Here is a 19906-nt window from a genome sequence, read left to right on the forward strand (position 1 = left end):
GCCTGTTGTCACCGGCATGGCGGTATCCTGCCGCCAGCGCCGTGTTTTCCTGATCCAACCAAGGTGGAGGTGCCGATGTACCAGGTGATCCTGTTGAAGAGTGAATCCGCGTTCGCACGCGAACAGTGGCCGCAGGTCGACGACCTGGTCGACTACGAGGGCGTGGCCTACAGCCTGCGAGCCGGCCCGCGCCAGCCACTGTCGACCGACCACGAGTGGCACCCGGTGGCGGTGTATGCGCCCGATGAGATCACCGAGGAAGAGTTCCAGGACTGGTACGCGCTGCAGCAGCCGACTGTGGAAGAGCTGCGCCTGAAGTACTGATACTGCTGCACGTCCCCCATCCGCCGTTTACCGCCTGTGCCGTATAGTCGCGCGCAGGCGCGGTGGTCCGCGCGAACCGGTGTGGCTGCGTGTCTTCTTTCCTGCGATCGATCCGTGCACGGGGGCCCTGGTGGGTCCTGCTGCTGTGCACTACCTTCCTGCTGTCCGCGCCGGTGCTGGCACAGGAGGAGGACCCCACGCCCAAGCAGCACCTGGCGGACATCGATTCGCGGTTGAAGGATGTCGAGCGCAAGCGTGGCGATGCGGAAGCCACCGAGACGCTGGCGATGCTGTCCGAGAATGCCTCGCAGGCACGGCGTGACGCCGAGGCACTGGAAAAGGCACTGCAGCCCCAGCTGGATCGCATCAACGAGCAACTGGCGCAGCTGGGGACGCCTGCCGAGGGCACCACAGAGCCGCCAGAGCTGGCGGCGCAGCGACGGGCCATAACCAGGCAGCGCGATGGCGTGGCCGCGTCGGTGGCACAGGCCAAGGCCAGTGCCGTGCGTGCACAGCAGCTGGCGGCGGACATCGAGCAGCAGCGCACCGCACAACGTACGGAAGAACTGGGCCAGAAGGTCGCCTCGCCGCTGTCGCCTGCGTTGTGGAGCAAGGTGGCCGAGCGCCTGCCGATCGATATCGCGCGCGTTGCGCCGTTGGCCGAGCAGGGGCGTGATGCGCTGGTCGCCGGCATCCGCAGCCATGGCTGGGGCACGCCGCTGCTGGGCCTGCTGGCCGCGCTGGTGATGATGTTCCCGCTGCGGTTGTGGCTGCGCAGGCTGGGGCGGAAGTTCGCCGCGTCCGAGCGCGCGCCTGACGGACGACTGCGCCGGTCTGGCCTGGCGATGTGGCTGCTGCTGGTGGGCACGCTGCTGCCCGGTTATGCGGTAGTGGTGCTGATGGCGGCGCTGGATGCGATCGATGCCATCGCGCCGCGCCTGCAGGTCGTGGCCGACGGCCTGGAGACCGCCACCTTCCGTGCGGCCTTCATTGCCGCGCTCAGCGCCTGCCTGCTGGTGCCCAAGCGCCCATCATGGCGGCTGTTGAACCTGGACGACACCGCCGCGCTGAAGCTTCGCAAATACGCCTGGGGCGCTGCGGCACTGGCCTGGCTGAGCACGGTGCTGGTGGCCCTCGACCAGGCTACGCGCACCAGCGATGTCACCACGGTGGCGTTGGACGGCTTGATTGCCCTGACCTACCTCGGCCTGATCATGGCCATGCTGGTGACCCTGGCGCGCCTGCATCGGCGGCAGACCGCCGAGGCCGAGGCCAAGCTGGAAGCACAGGCCGATGGCGTGGGGGCAACCATGCCCGTGCGCCGCAGCAGCTGGCTGGTACTGGCCCGGGTAGCGGGCAACATCGCGGTGGTGGCGGCCATCGTCGCCACGTTGCTGGGCTACCTGAATTTCGCCAAGTTCGTGAACCAGCAGCTGATCGGCGGCAGCATCGTGGTGCTGGCGGCGACCCTGCTGTTCAAGTTCGTCGATGACCTGAGCACCTGGATGCTCAACGCCGACAGCAAGGTCGGCCAGACCATCCTGCTCAGCACCGGCCTGAGCGTATCGCGGCTGGAACAGGCGGGCGTGCTGCTGTCGGCGGCGTTGCGCACCATCGTCGTACTGATCGCGCTGCTGGCGCTGGTGGCACCGTTCGGCAACATCGGCGCGGTGGTGGAGCGCTTCTCCTCGCTGTTCACCTCTGGATTCGACATTGGCGGAACCAAGCTGGAGCCGGTGCGCATCGTGCTGGCGGTGCTGGTGCTGCTGGCTGGCCTGGCCGTTACCCAGCTGGTACAGCGCTGGCTGACCGACACCTACCTGCCCAAGACCGAGCTGGACCTGGGCGCGCGCAATTCGGTGAGTACCGTTGCCCGCTATGTGGGCATCATCATCGCGGTGATCTGGGCGCTGTCGGCGATGGGCCTGCAGCTGAGCAAGCTGGCCCTGCTGGTCAGCGCGCTGTCGGTGGGTATCGGTTTCGGCCTGCAGGTGATCACCCAGAACTTCGTCTCCGGCCTGATCCTGCTGGCCGAGCGGCCGGTGAAGATCGGTGACTGGGTGAAGCTGGGTGACCAGGAGGGCGACATCCGCCGCATCAGCCTGCGTTCGACCGAGATCCAGGTGGGCGACAAGTCGACGTTGATCGTGCCCAACTCCGAGCTGGTCACCAAGACCGTGCGCAACATGACGATGGGCAACAACCAGGGCCGCATCCAGATCCAGTTCGCGGTGCCGCCCAGCACGGATGTCGGCAATCTGCGGCAGGCGCTGCTGGATGCGTACACCGCGCACACGAATGTGCTGAAACAGCCGGCACCGACGGTCTACATCGACAGCATTGCCGGTGGCCAGATCACCATCAACAGCTTCGCTTACGTGGCCAGCCCGCGGCAGGTGTACGCCACCCGCAGCGACCTGTACTTCAGCCTGCTGCAGATCCTGGCCGAGCGGAACATTCCGCTGTCGACCCCGACCGACATCCACATCATCCGCGATCCGCAGGAGTAGGGGGTGTTCTGCAGGGCTGCGCCCTGCACCCGCTACGAGCAGAAGCAACAGCAACAGCGTGCATTCCGTGGGATGGCGGGGCGGTGCCGGAGTGCGGGGACGCCGTAAATCCGTCCATGGAGGCTTGGCAGCCGCATCCATGCGGCTGACACCCCGCACTCCGACACCGCCCCACCTCTGACAGATTCCTGAGGCTGTCGGTAGGTGTCGACCTTGGTCGACATTTCTGTCAGATATCGAAATCAATCTGGGATCAGATCCGTTTTTCTCCGGAAAACGGATCTGATCCCATCGGCATGTCCAACAGACCGCAGCAAACTGTCGAAGGCGGTGTGGGTCCGGTTGCGGGGGCGTGAGCCGCATGGATGCGGCGACCGAGCTTACATGGACGTACTTGCAGCGTCCCCCGCAACCGGACCCACACCGCCATCCCACGGAATGCACGCTGTTGCTGTTGCCGTTGCTCCGGTTTGGAGCGGGTGCAGGGCGCAGCCCTGCAAATAGCCCTACCCCCGCGGTCGGCTGCGCGAGGGCACCAGTGCGAACGTATCCACCGCCAGCTTCTCGGCGTGGTTCAACCACGCGCGGATCTCCAGATCGTCCACTTCGTGATCCAGCCCGAACGCCACGTTGATCTTGCCGTTGGCATCGGGCTGCACCCACTGCTGGGCCAGCACCACCTTGCGCTGCGAGGACACCGCTTCGATCCAGAAGCCGCGGTCCGGGCGCGTGCTCGCCACCAGTTGCAGCATGTACTGGCCGGCACGCGTACGGCGTCCCTTCTGGGTGATCATGTGTGCCTGGCGCACGCTCGGGCGCGGGCCCTGGAGCGTATCCAGCGGTGCATCCACCGCGATGCCACCGCGCAGGTCGTTGTCGCGGTACAGCTTGATGCCATTGTCGCGGTTGACGAGCAGGGCGCACCAGTCGCCGTCGGCCGAGCCGTCCTCGAACGCGGTGCAACGGTCGACGTAGGCCAGGGTGTTGTCCGGGTTGGCATCATCGAACTGGCGCGAGGTGTTTTCCAGATACACGGACTTCAGGCCCCAGTCCTTGTCGTACTCCAGCAGCACCGGCGGTTGCACGTGCTGCAGGCCAACGACCACCTGATCATCGCCATCGATCTTCAGTTCGCGGGTCGGCTGGCCCAGCCACAGCGAACGGGCGAAGGCCAGGTACGGCGGGTAGTCGCGGCCGTCATCGCGGCGCGCGGCCACGCTGGCACTGGGCGCGCGCTGCGGGTCGATCAGCGAGCGGCCAAAGCCCATCGTCTTCAGGTTCGGGTCCAGCAGGCTGAGCAGGGTCGCACCGGAATCCAGGGTGGTGCCAGCGTCGGCACTGAGCTGCTGCGGGGCAATGCCGTCGCCAAGGAACAGCAGCAGGTTCTCGCGCTTCTGCTTGGCCAGCACGTGGCTGAGATCGTTGGGCATCGCCAGGTGGTCGGAGGCGATCACGATCAGCGTGTCCTTGCCATACGGGCTGGCCTGGATTCGCTCGACCAGCTGTGAGATCAGGCGGTCGGTGCACTTGAGTGCATTGAGCAGGCCGATGTTGCCGTACCCGCTCCGGTAGCGCTCGCCCTTGCATGACACCGGCAGGTGGCCCGCCGGGTGGTGGGTGTCCATGGTCAGCGTGGTCAGCATGAACGGTGAACCGGCGCGCGAGAGCTGCTCGAAGCGCTGGTAGGCGGTGTCCAGCAGCACGTCGTCGTGCACGCCCCAGGCCGAGTAGTGGATGCGCCCGATCTTCTTCTGCTGCTTGAACCAGGCCAGGTCATGCACTTCGTCAAAGCCATGGCTGGCCAGGAACTGGCCCTTGCCGGCGAACTGGCCGTTGGCGCCGCCCAGGTAATGGTTGGTGTAGCCCTGCTGCTTCAGGTAGTCGCCCAGGCACACCGCCTTGGGCAGGAAACTGCCCATGCGGTCCATGCTGTTCTCGTCGCCCTGCGAGGTGGTCAGCGGCACGCCACACATTGACGACACCAGGCCGGCGATGGTCCAGCCGCTGCCTTCGGCCGAGGCCAGGCCACGCACGTCCAGCGACTCGGACGCCAGGCGGTTGAGGTTGGGCATCAGGCCGGGAAACACGGCCTCGTCCAGATAGGTGCGTTCCAGGCTCTCGCCGTAGATCCATACGATGTTGCGCGGGCGCTGCAACGGCTGCGTCGGCACCTGGTACTCGGGGGCGATGCGGGCGAAATCGACCGGGCGCAGCTGCTGGTAGAGGCGTTGGCCGTCACGGGCCAGCGGGCTGATCAGGATCGTGGCCACCCACACGGTCGCGAAACCGGCGAACAGCGCACCACCGTGGCCGGGCCGGCGCCAGCGCTTCACCCGCGTGGCAAACAGCGGCAGCAGCGAGACCAGCGCCAGCACGATGAAGCCGGCGATGTAGCCCTTGAAGTCGGAGACACCAGCGCCTTCCATGTCGGCGCCGAGGTGATAAAGCGTGGCGGCGTTGAGCCCATCCCCGGACAGCTTGTCGATCAGCCACCACGCGCTGAGCATCAGCAGTAGCAGCGAGAATGCACCGGCCTTCCACCACACCCACTTGTCGGACGCGAGGAACAGCCAGCACAGCAGCAACAACGACAACAGCAGTATCCAGAGCATAGGCAGCTTCGGCAGTGACGGGGTGGTGGTGATGGACGTCGTACCGACGCGTGTCCATCCGACCGGCGCTGCTGCAAGCACATCCACATGACAGGCCGATGACCCGATAGTGCATGCACGAAGCTGACTGAAATGTTTGTTGAAAGCACGCGCGCGCAATCACGCCGCGAAGGTAAAACGAGCGTGAAAGGCTTCGTTGGATTGCATTAAAAAACCGCATGAATACGCGGCTTTTCGCCAATGCATCAGCGGTGCCCGCGTTCCTCGCGCGCCCGCGCGCGACGATCGAACAGCAATGCACTGGTAACGATGCCCAGCCCCAGCACCACGCCGATCAACAGCAGTATCAGTGCGATCAGGGGATAGCCGAACAGGTGCCAGCCGGTGTCGATCTTCATCATCATTGCCGCAGCCATGATCAACGCGGCGCTGATGATGCCGGCCGCCACGCGGTTGGCGATCTTCTGCAGGTTCTCCATCAACCGCGATTCTTCCAGCCCGGTCACCTTCATCTGCAGGCGGTTCTCGGCCAGCAGCGCCATGATGTCCGACAGCTTGCGCGGCCCGTCGCGCAGCAGCTGCTGCAGCTCCATCGCCTCGCTGGCGATGTTGGCCGCCGACAGGGATTTCTTCAGGCGCGCGCGCATCACGTGCTGCAGCTGGCGCTCGACGATGCGGCGCGTGTCCAGCTCCGGCGCCAGCAGCCGGCACACGGTTTCCAGGTTGAGCAGGGCCTTGCCCAGCAGGCTCAGTTCCGGCGGCGTGCGCAGCCCGCAGGCAGTGGCGATGCGCACCATGTCCAGCACCACGCGGCCTTCCGAGAAGCTGCCACTGGCGGCGTAGCGCGCGATCAGCTGGCCGGTCTCGCGCAGGTAGCGCTCTTCGTCGAAGGCCTCCAGCCGCGTGCTGATGCTGATCAGATCGTCGGCCACTTCTTCGCCGCGGCCATCGACGGCGGCGAACAGGATCTTCAGCAGCCGCTCGCGCAGGCGCGGCGGCATGTGCGCGACCATGCCCAGGTCGAAGATCGCCAGCCGGCCATCGGGCATCACCCGCAGGTTGCCCGGGTGCGGGTCGGCATGGATCTCGCCATGCACGAAGATCTGGTCCAGGTAGCCGCGGATCAGCGCCGCTGCCAGCGGATCCATGTCCTGCTCGGTGCGGCGCACGCCAGAGATCGCATCCACGCGCACGCCGGTGGCGAGCTCCATGGTCAGCACGCGCTGGCTGCTGTAGTCCCAGATCGGCTGCGGTACCCACAGGCGGCGGAAGGGCCGCAGATGCCGTCCGAAGCGGGCCAGGTTCTCGGCCTCGGCGTGGTAGTCCAGCTCCTGCATCAGGGTCTTGGCGAACTCGTTGAGCCAGTCGCGCAGGCGCACGCGGCGGCCCACCTGGGTCAGATGATCGGCGGCCAGCGCAAAGCTGCGCAGCGCTTCCAGGTCCGAGCGCAGCTGCGCGGCCACTTCGGGCTTCTGCACTTTCACTGCCACCTGGCGGCCATCGTGCAGCACCGCGCGATGTACCTGCGCGATCGACGCACAACCCAACGGCTCGGGATCGAACGAGGCAAACAGCTTGTTCACCCCCACCCCCAGCTCCTGCTCGATGATGGCGTGGATGCGCTCTACCGGGATCGGCGCCACCTTCTCCTGCATGCGCTCCAGGGCGGTGGCGAACTCCACCGGCACCATGTCCGGGCGGGTGGACAGCATCTGGCCCAGCTTGACGAAGGTCGGCCCCAGGGCCTCCAGGTCACTGACGAACTGTTCCGGGTTGCCATCGGCGGGCACGTCGGCCTGGTTGCTGGCGGCGTCCAGGTTCATGCCGGAGAACACGCCCGAATGGCGGTAGCGCAGCAACAGGCGCAGGATCTGGCTGCGCCGGTTCATGCCTTTGACCAGCGGAGGATTGCCATTGGCGGTGGGCGGATTGCTCAAGCGGAACTCCCATGCGGCAAGGACGGTAGTGCCGGCCGCTGGCCGGCAATGTCCGGATTCGGCAGTGTCGCCGGGGGAAGGTGGGCATGCGGTGAACCCCGCAGCTATCGCAGAGGCCGGCGGATCGGTCAGAATCCGCTCATTCCCATTCTTGGACGCCCCATGGCCGGTGCCAGCCTGTTTGCCCTGCTCGACGATATCGCCTCCCTGCTAGACGATGTCTCGGTCCTGACCAAGGTCGCGGCGAAGAAGACCGCTGGTGTGCTGGGCGACGATCTGGCGCTGAACGCGCAGCAGGTGACCGGAGTCAACGCCAACCGCGAACTGCCGGTGGTCTGGGCGGTGGCCAAGGGCTCGCTGGTCAACAAGGTCATCCTGGTGCCGGCGGCGCTGGCGATCAGTGCGCTGGAAGCCTGGCTGCACAGCCGCGGCTGGAACGTGCCGCTGATCGTGCCGCTGATGATGATCGGCGGTGCCTTCCTGTGCTTCGAAGGCGTGGAGAAGCTGGCGCACCGCTTCCTGCATTCCTCCGACGACGATGCCGAGCGCCAGGCCGAACGCCGCAAGGCGCTGGCTGACGCGCAGGTGGACATGGTCGCGTGGGAGAAGGACAAGGTGAAGGGCGCGATCCGCACCGACTTCATCCTTTCGGCCGAGATCATCGTGCTCACCCTGGGCGTGGTCGCCACTGCGTCGTTCACCAACCAGATCCTCACGCTGAGCGTGGTCGCACTGGCGATGACCGTGTTCGTCTATGGGCTGGTGGCGGGCATCGTCAAGCTCGATGACGTTGGGCTGTACCTGTCGCGCAAGGGCGGTGCCATTGCCGCCTTCGGTCGCGGGCTGGTGGCGTCGGCGCCGTGGCTGATGAAGTTCCTGTCGGTGGCCGGCACCATCGCCATGTTCCTGGTCGGCGGCGGCATCCTGGTGCACAACGTGCCGGCCCTGCACCACGCGGTGCAGGCGCTGGGCGGCGAAGGGCAGTGGGGCTGGCTGGTGAGCGCGGTGGGCAACATGGTGGTCGGCATCATCGCCGGCGCCATCGTGCTGGCAGCGGTGACCGGGTTCCAGAAGCTGCGCGGGAAGTGATCTGTAGAGCCGAGCCCACGCTCGGCTGCTCTACGGCGCTGCGCGCCGCCGCCCGAGCATGGGCTCGGGCGCTACAGCGTCTGCACGCTGGATCATCAGCCCGCCTGCACGCGGTTCTTGCCCTGCCGCTTGGCCGCATACAGCGCGTCATCGGCGCGCCGCAGCAGGGTTTCGGTATCGTCACCGGGCTGCCACTGCGCCAGCCCGGCGCTGAAATGCACCGGCACGCGCTGCTCCTGCACGGTCAGCACGCGATGGGCCAGCGAGCGCTGCAGGCGCTGCACGGTGGCCATGCTGTCGGCGCCCTGGGTTTCCGGCAGCACCAGCACGAACTCGTCGCCGCCCAGCCGCGCGATGCCGTCGGTGGCGCGCAGCAGCAGCTTGCACACGGACACCAGGTGCTGCAGCAGCGCATCGCCACCCGCGTGCCCGTGCGCGTCGTTGGTCTGGTGGAAATCATCCAGGTCGATCACCGCCACGCCCAGCGGTGAGTTGTTGCGCGCGGCTCGGGCCAGCTCGCGCTCCAGCAGTTCGTCCAGGCCACGGCGGTTCAGCGCCTGGGTCAGCGGATCGATGCGTGCCAGGTCACCGGCGGCGCGCAGTTCCTGCTCCAGCTCGGCAATGCGCTGCTCTGCGCGCTCCACTTCCTGCCGCGCATTGGCCAGGTGATCGCGGGCCTGTGCGGCCTGCTGCTGCACTTTGCCGGTATCGCGCATCACCTCCTGCAGCAGCTGGTTGAGGTCGGCGATGCTGCGCGCCTCGCGCAGCTGCAATGCGTAGCTGCCGATGCGGTCGTGGTATTCGCCCGTGCTGGTCGCCATGCCGTCCATGCGCTCGATGAACTCGCCCATCAGCCCACGCATCGCCGCCTTCGAATCGTCGATGCCCTGGCGCAGCAGACCCTGCTTGTAGATCACTTCGCGCAACTCGGCGCGGGTGCGCTCGACTGCCTCGGCTTCCAACGGACCGTCCAGCAACTGGCGCACCGCCGCGATCTGGCCCTGCAGCCAGCTGCGGTCATCCAGCAGCTCGCTGACGTTCTCCAGCAGCAGCGCGAACAGCTCCAGCAGCAGCGCCTGCTGCTCCTGCCAGCTTTCGGCACGCACGCCGACCTGGTGGCCAAGTTCGCGCACGCCCTGTTCGATGGGTTCCAGTGCCGTGCCCGGCTGCCATTGGCGCAGGCGCAGAGCCAGCGCCTGCGCCTGCTCGCGCAGGTCCGGGTCGTGCTGCAGCAGGGCCACCACCGCACCGCCCAGCAGCAGCCGCAACTGCTCGGACAGGCGCAGGCTTTCCGGCTGCCCGTCCGGCGAATGCTGCTCGATGGTGCGGATGTACTTGTCGATCAGCTGCCGCATCGCGCGCCCATAGCGCGGCCAATCGGCGCTGGCCTGTGCGGACTGCAGGCGGTCGCCCATGTCGCCCAGTTCGCCGGGCAGGGTGGCCATGCCGTTGGCGAACGCCGCCAGCAGCGGTTCCGGCGCATCGGCGCCTGCGAACAGCTGCTGCAGCGCCACGCCACCGCCGCCCTGCAGCACTACGCGGTCACCCCGCCCATCGTCCACCACCGCGCGCACGCGTGCCGGCGGCCCAAGGGCGGTACCGGGGGCAGGGCGGTGGTCGGGCTGGTCCGTCATGGAGCGAATCCTGGGGCTGGCAGGGACTGGTTCCAGCATATCGGCGCGGCCGCCGAGGGCTTGAACGGCTAGGATGGGCGACAGGATGCCGCAGTGGAGGTGCTGATGCGCGTGATGTTGCTGGGGGCGACCGGCCTGGTCGGCGGGCTGACCCTTCCCAGACTGCTGGACGACCCGCGCTGCAGCGCCGTGGTGGCGCCCACCCGCCGCCCGTTGGGCGTAACCCACGGGAAGCTGGAGAACCCGGTGCTGGCCTTCGACGCGTTGCCCACCTCGCCCGAATGGGCGCGCGTAGACGCGGTCATCTGCGCGCTCGGCAGCACCATTGCCCAGGCCGGCAGCCGCGAGGCCTTCCATCGCATCGACCACGACTATCCGCTGGCGTTCGCACGGCTCGCACAGGCACAGGGGGCCAGTACCTATGTGCTGAATTCCGCGGCCGGCGCCAATCCACAGTCGTCGATCTTCTACAGCCGGGTGAAGGGCGAGCTGGAGCGTGACCTGCGCGCGCTGGGCTTCAACTCGTTGACCCTGGTCCGCCCAGGGCTGATCGGGGGTGAGCGCAACGAGGTGCGTCGCGGCGAGCGTTTCGCATTGACGGTACTCGGCGCACTGGGGCCAGTACTGCCACGGGCGTGGCGGATCAATCCGGCCAGCGAAATTGCCAAGGCACTGGTCGAGGCCGCACTCGCCCCGCAACCGGGTGAACACGTGGTGGCATCGAGCGCGCTGGCCGGCTGATGTCGCGTGCGCTGCGTCTGACCCAGCTTCAACAGCTGCTGCGCCGCCATCGGCGGCCGGTGGCCGGGCAGGTGCTGGCCGAAGCGCTGGGCATCAGCCTGCGCACGCTGTATCGCGATATCGAGACCCTGCGCGAGCAAGGCGCCGACCTGCGTGGCGAGGCCGGCGTCGGCTACCAGCTGACGCCGAGCGATACCCTGCCGCCGATGACCCTGCCACCGGCCGAGATCGACGCGCTCGTGCTGGGCCTGCGCTGGGTTGCGGCCCGTACCGAACCCGCGTTGGCCGAAGCCGCACGCGATGCTCTGGCGCGTATCGCCCATGTGTTGCCCGCAGCGCGGCGTGAGGCCTTGCGTGACAGTGGCCTGCGGGTGGGCCCTTCGCGTGCGGCGGCCAAGGTTCCCCCAGCTCGTCTGCAGGCCGTGCGAGAGGCTGTCGGTTCACAGCAGCGCCTGAAGTTCGGCTACGAGGACGCGCACGGCCAGCGCAGCGCGCGCGTCGTCTGGCCGTTCGCGCTGGGCTACTTCGATGAAGTGCCGATGCTGGCGGCCTGGTGCGAGCGCCGCGAGGATTTCCGCCATTTCCGCCTGGATCGCATCCGCCAGGTGCGTGTGCTGGAGGACTGCTACCGCGTGCCGCGCGCCACGCTGCTGCGGCGCTGGCAGAAGGCCCAGGGCATCGCGCCGGACTGGCTGGATCGCTCATAACCACAGCAACAGCCGGGACCCGGGGCGTGTAGAGTCGACTGTTAGTCGACTATCGCGCGCAGCGCGGAGTTTTAGGCAGGTTGAGGGAAGAGCAGTCGACTAACAGTCGACTCTACCGACAGACGACTCTACCGACAGTCGAATATGCTGACAGAATCTGTCAGCAGGCCAGTACCACCATGAACGCTCCCAACAACGGAGCTTCCCCATGTTCACGCCCAGCACCCTGCTGCAGTACGTGCGCGACGTCGCCGCCAGCGCCACCTTCTACAGCGGCATCCTCGGCAAACCGCCGGTCGAGCAGTCTCCTGGCTTCGCCCTGTTCCTGCTAGGCGATGGCGCCGCACTCGGCCTGTGGCAGCGCGACGATGTGCAACCACCGGTGTCCGCGCAGGCCGGCGCCGCCGAACTGGCGATGGTGGTGGCCAACCCCGACGCCGTGCAGCAGATGCACGATGCGTGGCGCGCACTCGGCGTGCAGATCCTGCAGGCCCCGGTGACACTGGAGTTCGGCCATACCTTTGTCGGGGCAGATCCTGATGGCCACCGCCTGCGTGTCTACAGTCGCGCCGAGGGTCTGGTCGCGCGCGATTGATCGCACGAATTCTGTAGAGCCGAGCCCATGCTCGGCCGCTTTTCAGTAGATCCACGCCATGCGTGGATGAAAGCATGAAGCAAGCCGAGCATGGGCTCGGCTCTACAGTGGAGCGGGCACAAAAAAACGCCGGGCAGTGCCCGGCGTTTCTCCAATTCATGTGCCAACCAAGGTTGGCACCACCGATCAGCTGGATCAGCTGGCCAGCGCCAGGTCGTCCATCATCGCGCGCAGGAAGCGGGCGGCCTCACCACCGGTAGCCGCGCGGTGGTCGAAGGTGACCGACAGCGGGATCACCTTGTGCGCTTCCACGCCGCCCATCACCGGGGTCATCTGGTGGCGGGCACGGCCGGCACCGACGATGGCCACGCACGGCGGCACCACGACCGGGGTCGCGTAGCGGCCGGCGAACATGCCGAAGTTGGACAGCGAGATGGTGTAGCCGCTCAGTTCCGAGGCGGCGATCGAACGCGATTCCACCTGCTCGCGCAGGCGATTGACGCCTTCGCGGATGCCGCGTGCATCGAGCATGTCGGCATTGCGCAGGGCCGGCACGAACAGGCCGTCGTCGGTGTCCACGGCGATGCCGATGTCTACCTGCGCGTGCAGGGTGCGGGTCAGTGCTTCACCGTCGAACCAGGCGTTCATGGCCGGCACCTTCTGCGCGGCAACGACAATGGCGCGCACCAGGCGGGCGGTGACGTCGTTGCCCGGCAGCCAGGCGTGGATGTCGGCGTCGTCGTTCAGCGTGGTCGGCACGACCTTGCTGTGCGCATCGGCCATGACGCGGGCCATGTTGCGGCGCACGCCCTTCAGCGGTTCCGGCTGGCCCTTGGCGACCACGCCCGGCGGCTGGGTGCGCATCGGCTTGCCGGCGGCGGACAGCGGGGTGCGGGCTTCGCTCTGCACCGGGGCAGACACCTGCGCCGGGGCCGGCGCGGCATACGCGGCGGCAACCGGTGCCGGAGCAGCGCCGAGCTTGGCGGTGCCGTTGGCGGCAGCCTGCTTGACGTCGGCCATGGTCACGGCGCCATCGGTGCCAGTAGCGGCCACGCGGCTCAGGTCCACGCCCAGCTTGCGCGCCATCGCACGCACGGCTGGCACGGCCTTGACGCCACCGACGGCCAGCGCCTGCTCGGCGTGCACGGCATTGGAGCTCTGCATCGCGCCGACCACGGTACCGGCGTCGTCACGCTCGGCCGCGGCGGGCTTGGCGTCCTCGGCGGCAATCGGAGCGGCCGCAGCCGGCAGCGGCGGCGGGGTCGGTGCGGCAGCCGGCGCGGCCGGTGCAGCGTGGCCATGGCTGTGGCCGGTGTCCTGGCCATCGGCACGCTGCGGCAGGTTCGGGTCCAGTTCGAAGCTGGCCAGCACCGAGCCGGTCGGGATGATGTCGCCGGCAGCGCCGGACAGTTTCAGCACCTTGCCGGAGAACGGCGAGGGCACTTCCACCACGGCCTTGGCGGTCTCCATCGACACCAGCGGCTCGTCCAGCTTGATCACATCGCCTTCCTTGACGAACCACTCGACGATGGTCGCGTCCGGCAGGCCTTCGCCCAGGTCGGGCAGGTTGAAGTTCTTGGTCTGGCTCATTTGCAGTTCTCTTCCAGCAGTTCCAGTTCGCGGGCCGGCAGCCAACCCGTCGCGCCATTGGCGCGCTCGGACCACCACCACCCGCCGTGTTCGTGATGAAGCTTCACCATCTCGCCGCTTTCCACATCCAGCTCGCGGGCGTCGTAGTCGCACAGGGCTTCGGCGCGACCCTCGTCCAGCAGCTGCAACCAGGCGATGGGCGCCCATCCAGCGCGCCCATCGTTGGTGCGTACCCAGGCAAACGCCGGCCATTCCTCGTCACGTACACCTACTTCGACGATCTGGCCGGTGTGGAACCGGAGCGGGTTGGGATACTGGCTGCGGTAAGCCCCCAGAAGGCGGGCCCGCATGTCAGCCGGCCGCCACCGAGCGCTTGGCCGCCGCCACGATCCGCTCAACGCTCGGCAGGTACTTCATTTCCAGGCGGAACAGCGGAATGTGGGTGTCGTAGCCAGTAACGCGCTCGACCGGGGCCAGCAGGTCGTAGATCGATTCCTCGGCCAGGCGCGCGGCGATCTCGGCGCCGAAGCCCGCGGTCTTCGGGGCCTCCTGCACGATCACGCAGCGGCCGGTCTTGGCCACCGATTCGGCGATGGTGGCGAAGTCCAGCGGGCGCAGCGTGGCCACGTCGATGACTTCGGCACTGATGCCTTCGCCGGCCAGCTTGTCGGCCGCTTCCAGGGCTTCCTTCACCTGCGCGCCCCAGGTCACCAGGGTCACGTCGGTGCCGTCGCGCAGCACGAAGCAGACGTCCAGCGGCAACGCTTCGCCGTCGTTGACGACCACTTCCTTGTACTGGCGATAGATGCGCTTGGGCTCCATGTAGATCACCGGATCCGGCTCGCGGATCGCAGCCAGCAGCAGGCCGTAGGCACGCTGCGGCGACGACGGCAGCACCACGCGCAGGCCCGGCACGTTGGTGAAGATCGCCTCGTTGGCTTCGCTGTGGTGTTCCGGCGCGCGGATGCCACCGCCCCACGGCACGCGCAGCACCATCGGGCAGTGCAGGCGGCCACGCGTGCGGTAACGCAGGCGCGCGGCGTGGCAGACGATATGGTCGACCATCGGGTACATGAAGCCATCGAACTGGGCTTCGGCCACCGGCTTCATGCCCTGCGCGGCAAGACCAATCGTCAGGCCGGCGATGGTGGTTTCATCCAGCGGGGTGTCGAGGATGCGGTCCGAGCCGAAGCGCTGCTGCAGGCCGGCGGTGGCGCGGAACACGCCGCCGTTGACGCCCACGTCCTCGCCCAGCACCAGCACCGACGGGTCATGTTCCAGCTCCCAGGCCAGCGCCTGGGTGATGGCTTCGATGAGGGTGATCGGGGTGGTGGTCATGCTGTCATCTCCGCGCGCGACAGCAGCGCTGTCGGCGGCGTTGGTGTGCGCGCCGGGCGCGCCGTTCTTGATCTCATCCATGGCGCTTCTCCAGGGCGATCGCCTGGGCACGCTGGGCCAGCAGGTCCGGCGGCGGATCGGCATACAGGAAGTCGAACATCGCCTCGACCGGCTGCACCGGCGTGTTGAGGTACAGGTTCACTTCCTCGTCCACGCGCGTGCCGCACTCGGCGACCCACGCGGCTTCCTCGTCCTCGCTCCACACGCCGGCGTTGACCAGGTACTTGCGCAGGCGCAGCATCGGCTCGCGCTGCCAGGCATCCTTCACTTCGGCGTCGTCGCGGTAGCGGCGCGCGTCATCGGCGGTGGTGTGGTCGGACAGGCGGTAGGTCATCAGTTCCAGCACGGTGCCGCCGTCGCCGGCCAGCGCACGTTCGCGCGCCTGTTCCATTGCCGCCAGCACCGCGATCAGGTCGTTGCCGTCCACCTGCAGGCAGTGCAGGCCGCCCGCCAGGCCCTTCTGCGCCAGCGTTTCGGCACCGGTCTGGGCCGAGCGCGGCACCGAGATGGCCCAGCCGTTGTTGACGATGCACAGAATCAGCGGCAGCTTGTAGGCGCCGGCCGAGTTCAGTGCCGCGTAGAAGTCGGTCTTGGAGCTGCCGCCGTCGCCGCACACCGCCACGGCGATCTGCGGTTCCTTGTTGAGCTTGAACTTCAGCGCAGCACCTGCCGCATGCAGGCACTGGGTGGAAATCGGCACGCAGAACGGGAAGTCCCTGGCCGCGTTGCCGCCGTAATCGTTGCCGCGTTCGTCGCCGCCCCAGTACATCAGCACGTCGTGCGGGCGCACGCCACGCATGAACATCGCGCCATACTCGCGGTACGAAGGCGCGAACACGTCGTCCTTCTGCATCGCCGCGCCGATACCCACGTGCGCGGCTTCATGGCCCAGGCAGGCGGCATAGGTGCCGAGCTTGCCGGTGCGCTGCAGCGCGATGGATTTGCTGTCGAACGTACGTACGAACAGCATCTGCTTGAACAGCGGTACCAGCACCTTGGGGTCGCGCAGCGACGCGGGCAGGTCGTCACGGACGAGCGTGCCGTCCGTGTCCAGGTACTGCAGGTATTCGATCTTGAATTCAGCGGCAACCGTCATTGCGTACTGCACCTTCGACAGAGAAGTTACAAATGATATGAATCGCCATGTTAAGGAACGCGTACGGAATAGCCTTCCTGCGCCGCAACACGGAGATTCCCCGTTTTACCCCTGCCGGCGGGTGGGGGGCCAATAACAACAACGTATTCAGTCGTTGCTGCAAAGCATCAGAATACGCCTCTGGCTGACCGCCGGTACAACGGCGCGGACGGTTCCACGCGCAGGCCCGGCATCGGCCGATGCTCCACGGCCAGCCGCACGCCCCGGTATGGACCCGGCGGCTGCCAGCGCGGCGGCAACGCGCTACCCTTGCCGCCCCCGATCTGGTCCCGCCCATGTCCGTCGACAACAACCAACGCGATCTCGAAGCCGGCATCCACACCGACCTGCAGGGACGCCTGACCTATGGCGGTTACCTGCGGCTGGACCAGCTGCTCAGCGCGCAGCAGCCGCTGTCCAGCCCGCCGCACCATGACGAGATGCTCTTCATCATCCAGCACCAGACTTCGGAGCTGTGGCTGAAGCTGCTGGGCCACGAACTGCGTGCCGCGATCGGCTTCCTGCAGCGCGATGAAGTCTGGCAGTGCCGCAAGGTGCTGGCGCGCAGCAAGCAGGTGCTGCGCCAGCTGACCGAGCAGTGGTCGGTGCTGGAAACGCTGACCCCGTCCGAATACATGGGCTTCCGCGACGTGCTGGGCCCGTCGTCGGGCTTCCAGTCGCTGCAGTACCGCTACATCGAGTTCCTGCTGGGCAACAAGAACGCGCAGATGCTGCAGGTGTTCGAGCACGACCCGGCCGGGCAGGCGCAGCTGCGCACCGTGCTGGAGGCGCCGAGCCTGTACGAGGAATTCCTGAAGTACCTGGCCCGCTTTGGCCATGCTGTCCCGGCGGTCTACGAGGCCCACGACTGGACCCAGCCGCACGTGGCCGACGACGCATTGCAGCCGGTCTTCGAGCGCATCTACCAGGACACCGACCGCTACTGGCGCGAGTACGCGCTGTGCGAGGACCTGGTGGACCTGGAGACGGCCTTCCAGCTGTGGCGATTCCGACACATGCGCACCGTGATGCGGGTGATCGGCTTCAAGCGCGGCACCGGCGGTTCGTCCGGCGTGGGCTTCCTGGCCAAGGCGCTGGAACTGACCTTCTTCCCCGAGCTGTTCCAGGTGCGCACCAGCCTGCAGGCCGTGCCCCCGGCAGCGCTGGGCTGATCCCCATTCAGCTTGGTTCCCGGCCCGCGGCTGGATCGTTTCAGATGCAAGTTCAGGGAGCAGGCTGCCACCTGCCTCAAACGGCGTGTATTTGACGTGAACGCCAGAAGTCGGTGATCCTCGCGCGTTGCTCCAACTGCACAGCGGACGTGCTCGTCATCCACCGAACCAGGAAATCCGCATGAGCGTAAACGCCACTGCGAACACCCCAGAGCCGGCACTGCCGGACTTCAAGACCACGCTGGGCCACCCGCGCCCGTTGTGGATGCTGTTCATGACCGAGTTCTGGGAACGCTTTGCGTTCTACGGCATCCGCTGGGCGTTGGTGCTCTACATCGTTGCCCAGTTCTACAACGGCAGCGCTGCCGGTGAAGGCGACGCCAGCCGCATCTATGGCGCCTACCTGGCCCTGGTGTACGCCGCGGCCATCTTTGGCGGCTACGTGGCCGACCGGGTACTGGGCTACCAGCGCTCGATCCTGACCGGCGCGATCATCATGGCCGCCGGCCTGTTCATGATCTCGCTGCCGCAGGAGCACATCTTCAAGCTCGGCCTGGCCACCATCATCGTCGGCAACGGCCTGTTCAAGCCCAACATCTCGACCATGGTCGGCAAGCTGTACGGCCTGAAGGACGAGCGCCGCGATTCGGGCTTCACCATCTTCTACATGGGCATCAACATCGGCGCGATGATCGCCCCGGTGCTGACCGAGTACCTGGCCCGCAAGGTGTTCGGTACCGATGCGATGCCGTCCTACAAGGTCGTGTTCATCGCCTCGGGCGTGGGCATGCTGATCTCGCTGGTGTGGTTCTACATCGGTCGTGCCGGCCTGAAGGGCATCGGTGCACCGCCGGCCGGCGCGGAAGGCTTCGGCCGCATCATCATGGTGCTGGCCGGTGCCGTGGTCGCCATCCCGGTGGCCTACTTCCTGCTGGCTACCGGCGCCACCGCGCTGGCCTGGATCCTGGGCGCGATGTTCACCGCGCTGGCCATCCTGCTGCTGGTCGAGGGCGTCCGCGAGGGCAAGGTGCAGCGCGACCGCGTGATCGCGATGCTGATCATCTTCGCCTTCAACGTGATGTTCTGGATGTTCTTCGAACAGGCCGGCAGCTCGTTCACCTTCCTGGCCGAGAACATCGTCAACCGCCAGTTCGGCAGCTGGACCTTCCCGACCGCGTGGTTCCAGTCGGTCAACTCGGTGGCGATCATCACCCTGGCACCGGTCATCGCCTGGATCTGGGTGGCGATGGGCCGCGCCAATCCGTCCATCCCGCGCAAGTTCGGCCTGGGCCTGCTGTTCAACGGCGCCGCCTTCGCGCTGCTGATGTTCGCCCTGTCGCAGATGGTGGTGGACGGCAAGATCCCGTTCTGGACCCTGTTCATGGTCTACGTCATCCAGTCCGTGGGTGAGCTGTGCCTGTCGCCGATCGGCCTGTCGATGGTGACCAAGCTGGCCCCGGTGCGCCTGGTCGGCTTCGGCATGGGTGGCTGGTTCCTGTCCACCGGCATCGGCAACAACCTGTCGGGCATCTTCGCTGGCGTGGTCAGTGGTGAAGGCGGCATGACGGTCGAGTCGGCCCTGAAGGGGTATACCTTCGGGTTCTGGGCCCTGATCGGCTCCGGCGTGGTGCTGTTCCTGATCGCCCCGCTGATCAACAAGCTGATGCACGGCGTCAAGTAATGAAGCGAGGGTAGAAAGCATGCGCAGCAAGCTCGGTGGTGCAATGGTGGTGGTCTGTGCGGCGCTGATCGGCGCCTGTTCCCAACCGCAACCGCCTGCCACCGCCGAGCCCACGCAGCCGCTGGACACCCGACCCACCGAGCCACCGGTCGCTGACCCCAGCGAACCGGTGGCCTCGGGCAACACCCCGGTGGCGGCAGACATCGCCGCCATCGCTGGGCTCGGCGCGCAGTTCGACCCGGCCCGCAACCCCGCCGACGACCTGGCCACCGCCAAGGTGGAAGCCCAGCGCGGCAAGAAGCGCATCCTGCTGGAGGTCGGCAACGCCGCCTGCGAACGCTGCCGGGCGCTGGACGATGTGGTGGAAGGCAGCGGCGACCTGCGTCGCTTCCGCGATGCCCACTACGTGTGGGTGAAGGTCAACGCCAGCGACGAACAGCCCAACACCGCCTTCTTCGCCCAGTTCCCGGTGATGGAGCGCGACTACCCGCACCTGCTGGTACTGGACGCCGATGGCAGCCTGCTGGTCTCGCAGGCCACTGCTGAGCTGCGCAAGGGCGAAGCCTTCCAGCCTGCGCGGGTGAGCGCGTTCCTCAAGCAGTGGGCACCCGACAAACCGGAATAGGGGAGTGCCGGCCGCTGGCCGTCATGCTCTGGTGGATGCCGACCGCGGCCGCCTACCCCGGTGGGTGCCGACCGTTGGTCGGCACAGAAGTGCATCCACGCATGGCGTGGCTCTACTGTGGTTGCGGTCACACTCTCTGAATCGGCATCTCAACTT

Annotated in this window: 15 protein-coding genes and 1 pseudogene; 9 read left to right on the plus strand and 7 right to left on the minus strand. The window is 67.1% G+C overall.

Annotated features, from left to right (window positions below):
- The first annotated feature begins 75 nt into the window (after nt 1–75).
- Nucleotides 76–324, plus strand: coding sequence for a hypothetical protein (locus AC2A1N_RS03245; protein ID WP_061480245.1), 249 nt, complete (start codon nt 76–78; stop codon nt 322–324).
- A gap of 89 nt (nt 325–413) precedes the next feature.
- Nucleotides 414–2834, plus strand: a complete 2421-nt coding sequence (locus AC2A1N_RS03250; RefSeq protein WP_484371487.1) for a DUF3772 domain-containing protein — start codon at nt 414–416, stop codon at nt 2832–2834.
- 506 nt (nt 2835–3340) lie between these two features.
- Here the strand turns inward: AC2A1N_RS03250 and AC2A1N_RS03255 are convergent.
- Together AC2A1N_RS03255 and AC2A1N_RS03260 are read right to left on the minus strand one after the other, a co-directional pair.
- On the minus strand, nt 3341–5446 hold the full coding sequence (locus tag AC2A1N_RS03255) for a phosphoglycerol transferase I (protein WP_242889873.1): 2106 nt from the start codon (nt 5444–5446) through the stop codon (nt 3341–3343).
- Nucleotides 5447–5691: 245 nt separating this feature from the next.
- Nucleotides 5692–7338 (minus strand): annotated as a pseudogene (locus tag AC2A1N_RS03260) (ABC1 kinase family protein); the annotation flags it as partial.
- A gap of 207 nt (nt 7339–7545) precedes the next feature.
- Here AC2A1N_RS03260 and AC2A1N_RS03265 point away from each other — a divergent pair.
- Nucleotides 7546–8472 carry a DUF808 domain-containing protein gene (locus AC2A1N_RS03265; protein WP_061480242.1) on the plus strand — a complete coding sequence of 309 codons (927 nt, stop codon included), beginning with the start codon at nt 7546–7548 and terminating at the stop codon, nt 8470–8472.
- Nucleotides 8473–8567: 95 nt separating this feature from the next.
- Here AC2A1N_RS03265 and AC2A1N_RS03270 read toward each other — a convergent pair whose 3' ends face one another.
- Nucleotides 8568–10106, minus strand: a complete 1539-nt coding sequence (locus AC2A1N_RS03270; protein WP_061480241.1) for a GGDEF domain-containing protein — start codon at nt 10104–10106, stop codon at nt 8568–8570.
- Between the two features lie 105 nt (nt 10107–10211).
- On the opposite strand from AC2A1N_RS03270, the gene AC2A1N_RS03275 reads away from it, so the two are divergent.
- The 3 genes from AC2A1N_RS03275 to AC2A1N_RS03285 all read left to right on the plus strand — a co-directional run bounded on the left by AC2A1N_RS03275 (nt 10212) and on the right by AC2A1N_RS03285 (nt 12149).
- Complete coding sequence (locus AC2A1N_RS03275) at nt 10212–10847, plus strand: Rossmann-fold NAD(P)-binding domain-containing protein (protein WP_197467692.1); 636 nt, start codon at nt 10212–10214, stop codon at nt 10845–10847.
- Entirely contained in the window at nt 10847–11554 is a 708-nt protein-coding gene (locus tag AC2A1N_RS03280) for a helix-turn-helix transcriptional regulator (RefSeq protein ID WP_061480239.1), read from the plus strand. The genes AC2A1N_RS03275 and AC2A1N_RS03280 overlap by 1 nt, the downstream gene beginning before the upstream one ends.
- 208 nt (nt 11555–11762) lie before the next feature.
- Entirely contained in the window at nt 11763–12149 is a 387-nt protein-coding gene (locus AC2A1N_RS03285; protein ID WP_061480238.1) for a VOC family protein, read from the plus strand.
- 195 nt (nt 12150–12344) lie between these two features.
- On the opposite strand, the gene AC2A1N_RS03290 is transcribed toward AC2A1N_RS03285, so the two are convergent.
- The 4 genes from AC2A1N_RS03290 to pdhA are packed head-to-tail and all read right to left on the minus strand — an operon-like array spanning nt 12345 to nt 16233.
- Entirely contained in the window at nt 12345–13739 is a 1395-nt protein-coding gene (locus AC2A1N_RS03290) for a dihydrolipoamide acetyltransferase family protein (protein WP_061480237.1), read from the minus strand.
- Nucleotides 13736–14089: an SH3 domain-containing protein gene (locus AC2A1N_RS03295; protein ID WP_005411349.1), complete on the minus strand. Its 354-nt coding sequence runs from the start codon at nt 14087–14089 to the stop codon at nt 13736–13738. Before AC2A1N_RS03295 ends, AC2A1N_RS03290 begins: the two co-directional genes overlap by 4 nt.
- Before the next feature lies 1 nt (nt 14090).
- A complete protein-coding gene (locus AC2A1N_RS03300) occupies nt 14091–15158 on the minus strand; it encodes an alpha-ketoacid dehydrogenase subunit beta (RefSeq protein WP_061480236.1) in 1068 nt (355 codons plus the stop codon).
- Nucleotides 15151–16233 (minus strand): pyruvate dehydrogenase (acetyl-transferring) E1 component subunit alpha, encoded by a 1083-nt coding sequence (pdhA, locus tag AC2A1N_RS03305; protein ID WP_061480235.1) that lies wholly within the window; start codon nt 16231–16233, stop codon nt 15151–15153. The genes AC2A1N_RS03300 and pdhA overlap by 8 nt, the downstream gene beginning before the upstream one ends.
- Before the next feature lie 335 nt (nt 16234–16568).
- On the opposite strand from pdhA, the gene AC2A1N_RS03310 reads away from it, so the two are divergent.
- The 3 genes from AC2A1N_RS03310 (at nt 16569) to AC2A1N_RS03320 (ending at nt 19750) form a co-directional block, all read left to right on the plus strand.
- The gene (locus AC2A1N_RS03310; protein ID WP_061480234.1) at nt 16569–17444 is read left to right on the plus strand and encodes a tryptophan 2,3-dioxygenase; all 876 of its coding nucleotides are present in this window, start codon (nt 16569–16571) and stop codon (nt 17442–17444) included.
- Between the two features lie 181 nt (nt 17445–17625).
- Nucleotides 17626–19125, plus strand: a complete 1500-nt coding sequence (locus AC2A1N_RS03315; protein ID WP_061480233.1) for a peptide MFS transporter — start codon at nt 17626–17628, stop codon at nt 19123–19125.
- A gap of 19 nt (nt 19126–19144) precedes the next feature.
- Nucleotides 19145–19750 (plus strand): thioredoxin family protein, encoded by a 606-nt coding sequence (locus AC2A1N_RS03320; RefSeq protein WP_061480232.1) that lies wholly within the window; start codon nt 19145–19147, stop codon nt 19748–19750.
- Nucleotides 19751–19906 lie beyond the last annotated feature (156 nt).

Source organism: Stenotrophomonas maltophilia group sp. SKK55 (assembly GCF_057179845.1).